The sequence below is a fragment of the Shewanella aestuarii genome, assembly GCF_014647215.1.
Classification (GTDB): Bacteria; Pseudomonadota; Gammaproteobacteria; order Enterobacterales; family Shewanellaceae; genus Shewanella; species Shewanella aestuarii.
In genome coordinates this window covers 150,712-162,235 of record NZ_BMOT01000009.1, presented here as the reverse complement: position 1 = coordinate 162,235, position 11,524 = coordinate 150,712, and the positions used below count along the sequence as shown (strand labels likewise).

The following is an 11,524-nucleotide window of genomic DNA, read 5'->3' as shown; positions in this document are numbered from 1 at the left end:
GAATTTCGTGCACATCCACAAGGCTACAACCCAATGTCATCCAATGAAAGAACTTTCCGCGAACTCGGCCTGTCTGAGAATCTGTTGCGTGCTCTTGACGAGTTAGGTTATGAGAAACCAACACCGATCCAGTCAGCAAGTATTGATCCGCTTATGGCTGGTCAAGATATTATCGGCCAAGCCCAAACAGGTACAGGTAAAACAGGTGCGTTTGCACTGCCTTTACTAAACAAAGTCGATATTCGTCTTAATGCCCCACAAATTTTAGTTTTAGCACCAACACGTGAACTTGCAGTTCAGGTTGCTGAAGCGTTTGGCAGTTATGCCAAGCACATGAAAGGCTTCCATGTACTACCGATTTACGGTGGTCAAAGCATGCATCAACAATTAAGCGCCCTTAAGCGTGGACCACAAGTGATTGTTGGTACGCCAGGTCGTGTAATGGATCACATGCGTCGCGGCACATTAAAGTTAGATGCGTTAAAAGCATTAGTACTTGATGAAGCTGATGAAATGCTAAAAATGGGCTTTATCGATGATATCGAATGGGTATTAGAACATAAGCCAGCAAACAGCCAGTTAGCCTTATTCTCAGCGACTATGCCTGAGCAAATTAAGCGTGTTGCTAGCAAGCACTTAACTAACCCAGTTAACATCAGTATCGCTGCCAGCCATACAACGGTTGAGTCTATTGAACAGTGTTACGTACAAGTATCACAACACAATAAACTAGAAGCATTAGTACGTGTATTAGAAGTTGAAAATACCGAAGGTATTATTATTTTCGTACGTACTCGTAATAGCTGTGTTGAGTTGGCTGAAAAGCTAGAAGCACGTGGTTACGCTTCATCACCATTACATGGCGACATGAATCAACAAGCCCGTGAGCGTGCTGTTGAGCAATTAAAAAGTGGCAAGCTAGACATTTTGATTGCCACTGACGTTGCTGCTCGTGGTCTAGACGTTGAACGTATCGGTCACGTAGTAAACTACGATATTCCTTATGACTCAGAAGCCTATGTACACCGTATTGGTCGTACTGGCCGCGCGGGTCGTACTGGTATGGCTATCCTTTTTGTAACACACCGTGAAATGCGCATGTTGCGTACTATCGAACGTGCTACAAATAGCCGTATTTCGCCAATGAAAATCCCTAGCCCAGAAACGGTTGCAGAGCGTCGTTTATCTCGTTTAGGTGAGCAAATTCAAGAAACACTAAACACTGATTTAGATTTCATGAAAAATGCTGTTGCTGAATTATGTACTCAGTTAGAAATCGATACCGATTTATTAGCTGCGGCTTTATTACAGCAAGTACAACAAGAGCGTCCATTACAGTTACCACAGATCCAAGAGCGTCAACGTGATTCACGTGACGAACGTGGTTCTCGTGAAGACCGTGGCTCACGCGATGGCGGTGACCGTCCTCGTCGCGAGCGTAGCAGCCGTCCATCACCTACTAGCTTCGGCCAACCAGAAGGATTAAAAGATAATCCTGATGTTAAAATGAATCGCTATGTGATTGATGTAGGTCGTGAAAATGGCGTTGGTGTAGGTAACATTGTTGGCGCGATTGCTAACGAAGCTAACATCGACAGCCGCTATATCGGTCAAATTCAACTGTACGATCAAGTCACTACCGTTGATTTACCAGATGGCATGCCAAAAGATGTATTAACTCACCTGAGAAAAGTGCGTGTTTGTGGTCGTCCACTCAACATTCGTGAAGCCGGTGATGAAACATTTGTTGATTCAGGTCGTGGTGCTGCCGCACCTCGTCGCCCACGTGGAGATCGCCCATCGGGTGACCGTCGTCCTCGTGGTGGTGACCGTCCTTCTGGCGATCGTTCATCAGCTGAACGCCGTCCACGTAAACCACGTGATAACGGTTAATAAAACGTTGAAGCCAACGAATGATTAAACAATGGAGCCTTTGGGCTCCATTTTTATTTTTAAACACTGTCATCATTGTGCTGTTCAACTCAATAAGCCTCAATGCAACACTTTACAGGCTTAGTTTTCCTTGTAACATAAACATAAGATTTATGACAAGGATGTAAAATGTCGGCCAAAAATGTCTCTGAACATGCAATCAAACCCATCAATAACAAAGCGCTCACTCAATTTATCACCAAGCTGCAAGCTAAGGTGGCTCAATCTCAATCTATTGATGTCGTTAAAGCCTGTTTAGATAAAGCCATTGCTTATCCAAATCAACTTACTTACCAAAATAGTGCTTTATACCTGTGTATTTTAGCGTCAGTGATCTTCGCTATTGGTTATTGGTTTTATCTTGAGGCACAAAGCCAATATACTCGAGTTTCCAACGGCGACTTATTCATATGGGGAGTCTGCGCCATAGTCGCTATCGTCGCCATCTATCAAATTATTGCCCGCAAAAAGCGCATTTCAACTCTATCGAATTTATTTCGCGATGAAATCTTAAAGCACCTTTACAATATCACTCATTGTGATGCTGGCTTCTTGAATAATGCCCAGCATAAATTTATCGACTTTAACCGCGGTAATTACTCGCAAAATGTTGAATGGGGTAAACTCATTGACTTCCATTCTGAGTCGGGTCTTATCCGCGCCGCGGTGGTTTATCATCACTATGTGGATAAAAGAACAGAAACGTATCAGGAGTCAGACGGCAAAGGTGGCACTCGAACACGCACGAGAACTGTGTACGATCATTATTATCGTCAAGGGGTTATCTTTCCTGCAATCAACAAAACCACCCATTTAGTCATCAGCAGTTCAAGGCTGACAAAACATTGGCAACAGCGTTTCATGCCCGCATCACGCGAGTTTGAAAAACGCTTTTATGTGCAAACAGATTCAGAATTCAACGCCGCTAAATTTTTAGAGCCTGTAGTGGTAATTGCTTGTGAACAATTGGCGAATAAGCTTGATGATTTAACCATTGAGTTTGCCTACGATGGCAGCTTATTAATCAACCAAAAAAATACTCACTTACTTAATCCTGCAATGAATTATGACATCACTGAGCCAGAAAAATTCAAACAAGAATTGCTAAATGACACATCTTTGTTCACAGTGAACCGTATATTTGGTTTTGTTAATCAGATCATCAAACACAGCGCTAGCCCATTACATTAAGGAAAAATTATGGATCTATCTTTTATCATTGTTGCCATTTTAGTTGTGGTCGCGATCATTGTATTCAGTATTTATAATGCCATCGTCAAAGAGCACAATGCGGTACAACGAGGCTGGGCGGATGTGCTTACCCAAGAAAGGCAGCGCAGTCGAATTATTCCTGAACTTGATCGCGTGCTCCAGCAGCATCAAGATTATGAAAAAGATCTATTACCTAAAATTACTGCTTTGCGCCAAGGGATCAATGCGCTTCAAGACAATAAAATTGATACCAAGCTGCAAAATGATGTCGATCAAGCTTCGCAAGCCTTAATGAAAGGGCTACATGTTGCGGTAGAAGCTTACCCAGAACTAAAGGCCTCTGAATCTTTTGCCAAGTTTATGTATGAAATCACCGAACAAGAGGAAAATGTAGGCGCTGCTGTGCGTATTTTCAACCAAAATGTAGCCAATTTTAACGGCTGTATTCAGTCTTTCCCGAATAACTTAGTGAACAGTTTTTTTAATAAAAAACAGACTATTGAAGTGTTTAGTGACAGTAAAGCACAGGCCGAGTTTGAATATAAACCTAAATTTTAATATCGAATGAGATTTAGCTTATAACCCAGTGCTGATAGCAACTGAGATCACCGCTCAATCTCAGGTTCGTATTGCTCAGCCGATGAATCAAAGTGACTCGCAATTGAAAGCGAGTCTCTAGCCAGTATCATAACGGTCGATATTGATGCTGGCGATTTCAAATCAGCCAATGATCACCCACTCGATTTAGCGCGTTTACGTTTGGCATACAAAGGCCAAATCTGCACCGCAAATACCGAGCTGATGATCAGCGCTATGCCAGATAAAGATAACGCATCCAGATTATCAGCGCTAAAAACACTGCTCCACCAACCAAGACTCACCACGATAGCGGTGGCACTAAAACTCAACACTGGCGTCAGCGCCAACATGGCACTGACTTGCGCAGTCGGCCAATACTTCATTGCTTGGCCAAAACAGCCATAGGCAATCAGTGTATTTGCACCACAAAAAACCACGATCCCCCAATCAGCTAAATTCATTAATTCAAAATGGCTAAAGTCACACAATGGCGCCATGGCGAAAATACCTAAGCCATAGATGAACAACAACACATTACTCGGGGATAATTTAGCCCCTAGAGACTTTTGCAATAATGCATAACTCGTCCAGGACAATACCGAAAACTGCACGATTAGCACACCAAACATAATTTGATGGTTATCAGCGTTGCCAAAATTCAAATTAGGATGAAAAAACATCAGCATGCCAATGGCCAAGGTCGCAAAACAAGTTAATTGCACTGCATTTAAGCGCTCTTTAAATAACAGCACACCACCAAAGGCTAAGAAGAATGGTGCAGTTTGAAAATTCAATTGGGCTGTTCCCGGTGCAAGGTAATCCAGTGAATAAACAAAAGACACATAGTTAAACATTAACAAAGTGCCAGCAAGTCCCAATTTAAGCCAATCGGTGCCAATTAGTTGAGTAAATTGCTTTAGTTGGCCAAATCGCCATTGCAGCAATAAGGTCACCACGAACGCCATTAAAAACCGAAACCAAGTCAAAGTCACAGGATCGATAAATCGCCCCGACAGCTTCAATGCTATGGGTAAAATCCCCCAAAAAAAAACCGCAACGGAAACGAAAATAAGACCTAGCTTGGCAGTGTTATCCACTTGAGTATTTTTCACGGTATTGGCTCTTAATATTGAAGAATTGAATACTGCCTGATATGCGCATGCGTGTCAGCTAATATTATGCTGCAATAACAAGCGAGGATTTATAGGCTGCAATTCAGCATTGGATTGTTCTGTAGTGAAAAAAGCCTATTTTAACCTCGCCTTTTTACGTGGCAAAACCAAAGAATACGGGTAAAATAGCCGCCATAAAAAATAGCCCTTACCCCTTCAACTAGAGGAATACTCGTCATGAGTCTTGCCGATTCCGTTTTAGCCGTTAATAACGATTTACCAATTCGCACAGACAAACCCGTGCATAGCGGTAAAGTACGCAGTGTATATTGGCTAACCGAAGCTGATAGTCGTCGTTTAATCAAAGACAAAGGCTATAATGTCCCTGAAAATACACCATTAGCAATCATGGTTATCAGTGATCGTATTTCTGCATTTGACTGTATTTTTCATGGTGAAGGTAATCTACAAGGTATTCCGGGTAAAGGCGCTGCATTGAACGCCATTTCAAATAACTGGTTTAAGTTATTTGCCGAAAATGGACTAGCCGATAGCCATATTCTGGATATTCCGCATCCGTTTGTGTGGATAGTACAAAAAGCTCGCCCAATTAAAGTGGAAGCCATTTGTCGTCAGTATATTACTGGCTCAATGTGGCGTGCTTACGCGAAAGGTGAGCGCGAGTTTTGTGGCATCACCTTACCTGAAGGCTTGACCAAAGATCAAAAGTTACCTGAGTTACTCATTACCCCGTCAACTAAAGGCATTTTAACCGGTATTCCTGGTGTACCAGAGCAGGATGATGTCAACATCAGCCGCAGTGACATTGAAGCCAATTATCAAGCATTTGGATTTGAAAAACCTGCAGATATCGATCTATACGAAACACTATTAAAGCAAGGCTTTAAAGTCATTTCTGATGCTTTAGCTCAGTTAGACCAAGTGTTTGTAGATACCAAATTTGAATTTGGTTATGTCACAGATAAAGATGGTCACTCAAAGCTCATTTACATGGATGAAGTGGGTACGCCTGATTCTTCGCGCATTTGGGATGGCGCAGCTTATCGTAAAGGTAAGATTGTCGAAAACTCAAAAGAAGGTTTCCGCCAATTCTTGCTCAATCATTTTGACGATGCTGATATCTTGCTCAATAAAGATAGAATGCCGGAGCGTGAGGCACTTGCTCGTGATAATGATTTGCCTTTAGCCGCCATGATGGCTGTTTCAGAAACTTATACCGGCGTAGCGGAAAAAGTGACCGGTCAAAAAATCATTTTGTCGTCCAATCCCAAAGCCGACATTATTGAAATTTTGAAAAATGAATATGATTTAATCGTCTAAATTTGAGTAAGACAGTTCAGCAGGCAATACTGATGAACTGGTAATCAGGATATTACCAATAGAAAAAGGATGACTCAATGTCATCCTTTTTTCGGTTATTTCATTCAAACTAAGGTTAGACAACCTAATGATCGTGCAATCAACTAAGGCTTAAACTTTACCTAAGCTAAGCATTGAAACAGCATAAGTTCAAACAACCTAAACCTCCCCCGCTTATATACTCACCATGTAGCTCAAGTCTTATTGGCACCTCTCGCCATGGGTCAAACACAATGATCACTTATCCTTGCATCACTGAGCCATGGCCAGATGAAGAAAAATCATTATCAAATTGAACTCAATCTCCCGTAAACTGACTGCCATACCCAAGCTCGTAAGATTCAATGGCATATATGTTGCCAATCTTCCACACCCCCTATGCTCAGTTAAACTAGGGCAACTTAACGCATGAATGACGTTACGTGGCCGCGTTCTTGGGTACTTAAAGATCAGTCACAGGTTTTATCCATCGCACCGCTATGGCTCATGCACTTGAGTGTCTAATTTATTCATAAAAATCCCCTTTAATTCTCACGTCAGTTTACAGCAAACACATCCGACCACGTTCTCCCTTAAGATCCTGATTTTTAGCACTATAAAGCAGTTTGTGTTACCACCCGTTCTCTGATGTGTTCAATAAACGTCTTTTTATCCTTGTTTAACAAATACTTGTGTTTTAAAAATGTGACTAAACATCCTTTTTTTTGTTATCAAACTCTGCAACAATCGCGCCTCACGTTAATAAAAATTAGCGACAATATTATAAATATGGGGTCAATTTATGAAATATGTAACAAAAGTCTCGGCGCTTTCGCCATCAAATGCTCCACCTCCTATCAGCAGCTAGCAGTGTAAAAATTTACTAATTAATATTTTTAATTTTAAGTTTGGCCTTCAAATATAGGCTGACAAATTACTATTCGGAAGTAACAGTAATGTTAAAAAAATCAACAATTGCAATTGCTATCTTCACTATGTTTAGTGCGGGTTCAGTGAGCGCTGTAATGCTAGATGGTGACAGTCAAGGCGACCACGTTCGCTTGTATGGCGAAGTGGGTGTCGGTGGGCATTTTGATACTCATCCAGATTACAACCACGATGAGTTCTACGATACCAAAGGCTATGTAGATGATAGCTTCGCCACCATGGGCGTAACGGGAAAACGTCAACAGTTTACCTACCGTCTTGAATTAGATTACCAACGCCGCAACTGGCTTGGCGGCGATGGTGAATTCGAATTGGCCATTGACAAAATGTACGTCGGTTATGCTTTTACCGATCAACAGTGGATCGAGCTAGGCTTGACCGATACAGCATTCGATGATTACGACCACTTCGGTGATTTCACCTTCAACAAGTCAGTTGAAACCGGTGAAGCTGGTGACCAAGAAAACACGGTTAAATATCAAGCTGAATTTGACAATTTTATTTTCGGCGCCTCTTACTCATACGACGGTGAGCATAAGAGTGGTGCACTACAAGGTGACATCATTAACGGATACATGGGGTGGATGTCTGATCTGCTGTCTGTAGTCGTTGGTTTAGAAACTCGCGGCGGCTCAAACGGTGTCAGTAAATACGGTGAACAACAACAAGTAGGTTTTGGGGCACGCCTGAAACTAATGCCTGATTTATCTATTGGTTTAAATGGCTTTGTAGAAGATGAAGACTTGTCTACGCGTAAGGGCGGTGATGTACACCTCGATTATCAAACTTTCCGCAATCAAGGGCTAACGCTCAGTGCCAAGTATGATCTTAATCAACACTGGGAAATCATCAGCTCAGTAAACCACGAAGAATATGAAGGCTGGGATCTGATTGGTCCTAACTACGATTACTCTGAGCTACCGCCTGAATACGGAAAAGAGCGTCAGTGGGCCAGTTTAGGTTTCAACTATCGCCCTGCCCGCGACATCGTTTTATCACTAGAAGGCCGAGTAGGCGAAGCCCCTGAAGCAGCATATGCCTACGCGCGTATGTATTTCTAGTCCGAATTGAATTCACTTTTATAGAGTTTACTATGAAAAAAAGTTTCCTATCGCTGGCTATTGCCAGCACCATCAGCATGGGCGCCTTCGCTGGCGTTCAAGACCTGCTGATCACCGAAATGACCCAGAGTACCGATGCCAATGTTGGCGCGGTTGAGATCACCAATACTGGATCTGAGGCCTTCACCTTCACCGATGAAATTACCGCTTTCCAACGTTCAAGTGGCAAGTATGACAATGAGTTGCTTAATGCTGATGCTAAGCCGCTATTAACTGGCCACACGCTTGCACCAGGTGCAGCTATGGTTGTTGTCAATAGCAGAGCTAGTGAAGAGTTTCGTAATGCCATTACTACTCAAGGTGGCACTGTTGTTGTCTCTACCTATGATGCCAGTAATAAGTACAACAACCTGTTTATGACCAGTGATGACGGGTTTTTCCTGAAAAATGGTGATACTGTTATCGATCGTGTTGGCGCCGAGAATGAAACTAGTAAGTGGGCACCTAATACTACTTTACGTCGTAAAAAAGCGGCCGATGGCAGCAATCCTGCTCAATCAGGCACCTTCGATGCTGCTAACTGGCAGAACATTTTACCGATGAGATTTGATGATCTAGGTAAATCAGAGCTGCCTGCTGCTGATGCTGAAGACATCATGGACATCTTTACTTGCCCAACTGATAGCAGTGAAATCTTGTCTCCTAGCGAAGTTCAGGGTACAGGCTTTACTTCGCCTTTGATTGCCGAAGGTAAGACTGAGTCAGATGAAAAAATTGCCGTAGAAGGGATTATCTCGGCTAAGGTCTCTATTCCTAACGATGGTTTCTATCTTCGTAACCTTGTTTCTGATAATGATCCTGAGACTTCTGATGGCCTCTTTGTTAGCTCTAGTGCAGCGGGCGATCTTAAAGTAGGTCAAACTGTTTGTATCGGTAGTAAAGTGGCTGAATACCAAGGTCAAACACAACTGTCTGCAGATACAGCATTTAGCTGGAACGTGACGAATACAGATATCCTCACACAGCCTGTCGATATTGAGGTTATTAGCGCTGATAACGATTCTTTCGATAAGACCTTAGAGCGTTATGAGGGTATGTTGGTTAATCTGCCTACCGATCTGGATCCTCAGACTGATGGTGACCAAGATATGCGTATTACTCGCAGCTTCAGTTACAACTATCTGTCATCTCCTAACGGTCGCAACAACATGGTAGCGGCGTATAAGCGTCCTAACTTACAGCCTAACCATTTGCATGTTGCAGGAAGCCCTGAATCTAAAGCTGCTTATGAGCAAAACAATGACTATCGTTTAGTGATTGAAAGCTCACCTAAATCAAACGGTACAGACTTACCTTACTACGCCGGCTTTAACAGTGACCCACACACCAACTATATCCGTATCGATGATAGTCTCGTTAATGCACAAGGTGTGATCAGTCAATATGAAACTGAGTTGATCCCAGGTACTGATAAGTTTGACCAGGACTATAGCCTGACCATAACGAATCAGTTGACCAGTGATAACTTTATTCACAACTTACCTCGTACTAAGAAACCTGATCTGAATGACACTGTGGCAGATGATGAATTTGCTATCCGCGTTGCCAGTCAAAACCTGTTTAACTTCTTTAACTCTCCTTTTGGTGGCGACAATAACAACTATGGCCAAAGCCGAGGCGCTGATACTTACGATGAATACATCCACCAGAGAACCAAGCTGGTAGAAATTATTCGTGCTCAGGATGCTGATGTCATGGCCCTGATGGAGATTGAAAACAACGGTTTTGGCGATGACAGTGCTATTGCTGAGATTGTCAACCAAGTCAATATCAAGTATGTAGATGAGCGCGCCCAAGATTACAATGGCCCTAACTCTACTGAAAACCGTTATGTGTTTGTTGGTTTTGACAACAACGGCAATCAAATGCTGGATAACCTAGACGCCATTGGTTCTGACGCTATTGCTACAGGTATTATCTATCGCCCAAGTAAAATGAGCATTGAGCGCACTCGCGTTATCCCAATGCCTCAGCAAAAAGCGCCAACCATCGTCAACGACTTAGGCGAAGTGATCAAAGATCAAAACCAAGAGATCTTGGAAGATGGCCAAAACTACCACCGCGATGCTCTAGTGGTTACCTTTATCATTAACCAAACAGGTAAGCGCTTAACGCTATCTGTAAATCACCTTAAGTCAAAAGGCTCTGGTTGTTGGGAAGAATGGCAAGGTGTTGAGTTTGGTAATGCCACGACTTGGAATAACCGTGAAGCGCCCGATCTAGACTACCAAGGAGCTTGTGCTGAGTTCCGCGTTGCCGGTGCAGTTCACTTAGGTGAAGAGATGGAAGACATTCCTGGGGATAAAATCATCCTTGGTGATTTGAACGCTTATGGTAAAGAAGATCCTGTGCTGGTGCTTACCGAGAACCCACGCAACAAGACGATCGTTACCGCGAGCCATACTTTCCTTGGACCTAAGCCACAGTTTAACCAAGATGGCTCACCAGTCACTATCACTAAGACCTACGGCTACATTGATATCGTCGGTGAAAAGTTCAAAGAGAAAGGCAAGACGCCTTGGAGTTACTCTTTCAGTGACGAATTAGGATCGCTTGATCACATCTTAATCTCACCTTCGCTAAAAGATCGTGTGATTGATGCAACAGACTGGCATGTTAATGCTGCCGAAACGGGTTTGTATGACTATCAAAACAGCTTCAAAGGTAGTATCGACGGTACTGGTGCGCATAAGTTTTACAAGCCAGACATCTATCGCGCATCGGATCACGATCCTGCGCTCATTACCATTAGCTATAAGCCTGGTGATGCGGATGATAGCGTGCCTCTATACCTGCCAAAACTGAGAAAGCTGATCAAGGTTCCTTATCAAATCCCAGCGAGTATTTCACCTCAAGTGGGCGATGTCGCGACCGTCAGTATGACTCCGTATGATGATGAACAGCGCTTAGATTTGAACCAGATGGTACAACCTAAGGTGGTTATTTCTAATAACACTACAACTTTGGTGAATTTCGAAGTCTTTGGTGCGCCATCTGCTATCTACAACGTTAGTGTAAACCTAATGCGTGATGGCAAAATTTTAGAAGGGTCTGGACAAACTTTCCTCGCGAAAGTATCTAACCGCGACGGCTTGATTGCTGACATTGTAGAAGAAGAAAGTGATGGTACTGGCGGTGACGGTGGTGCGGGTAGCACTGGCTTCATCAGCTTGCTATCCCTGTTCGGGTTAGCAGCAATGCGCCGTCGTCTTCGCAAGTAAGCGTTGATCTCGATAATGAAGCGCCTGTCTTTAGACAGCG

General features: G+C 43.0%; 7 protein-coding genes. 6 read left to right on the top strand and 1 reads right to left on the bottom strand.

All coding sequences use genetic code 11. From position 1 onward, the window contains the following. Positions 1 to 33 precede the first annotated feature (33 nt). The 3 genes from IEY03_RS13720 to IEY03_RS13710 all read left to right on the top strand — a co-directional run bounded on the left by IEY03_RS13720 (position 34) and on the right by IEY03_RS13710 (position 3,702). Positions 34 to 1,893, top strand: a complete 1,860-nt coding sequence (locus IEY03_RS13720) for a DEAD/DEAH box helicase (protein WP_188842649.1) — start codon at positions 34 to 36, stop codon at positions 1,891 to 1,893. Between the two features lie 168 nt (positions 1,894 to 2,061). Further along, positions 2,062 to 3,123: a hypothetical protein gene (locus tag IEY03_RS13715; protein ID WP_188842647.1), complete on the top strand. Its 1,062-nt coding sequence runs from the start codon at positions 2,062 to 2,064 to the stop codon at positions 3,121 to 3,123. Between the two features lie 9 nt (positions 3,124 to 3,132). Beyond that, a complete protein-coding gene (locus IEY03_RS13710) occupies positions 3,133 to 3,702 on the top strand; it encodes a LemA family protein (protein ID WP_188842645.1) in 570 nt (189 codons plus the stop codon). A gap of 173 nt (positions 3,703 to 3,875) precedes the next feature. On the opposite strand, the gene IEY03_RS13705 is transcribed toward IEY03_RS13710, so the two are convergent. Next, positions 3,876 to 4,835 carry a DMT family transporter gene (locus IEY03_RS13705; protein ID WP_188842643.1) on the bottom strand — a complete coding sequence of 320 codons (960 nt, stop codon included), beginning with the start codon at positions 4,833 to 4,835 and terminating at the stop codon, positions 3,876 to 3,878. 237 nt (positions 4,836 to 5,072) lie between these two features. Between IEY03_RS13705 and IEY03_RS13700 the strand changes: the two genes are divergently transcribed. From IEY03_RS13700 to IEY03_RS13690, 3 genes are all read left to right on the top strand, one after another. Next, positions 5,073 to 6,176, top strand: a complete 1,104-nt coding sequence (locus tag IEY03_RS13700; protein ID WP_188842641.1) for a phosphoribosylaminoimidazolesuccinocarboxamide synthase — start codon at positions 5,073 to 5,075, stop codon at positions 6,174 to 6,176. A 974-nt stretch (positions 6,177 to 7,150) separates the two neighbouring features. Then, a complete protein-coding gene (locus IEY03_RS13695) occupies positions 7,151 to 8,203 on the top strand; it encodes a porin (RefSeq protein ID WP_188842639.1) in 1,053 nt (350 codons plus the stop codon). A 32-nt stretch (positions 8,204 to 8,235) separates the two neighbouring features. Next, entirely contained in the window at positions 8,236 to 11,484 is a 3,249-nt protein-coding gene (locus IEY03_RS13690; protein ID WP_188842636.1) for an ExeM/NucH family extracellular endonuclease, read from the top strand. Positions 11,485 to 11,524: the final 40 nt, after the last annotated feature.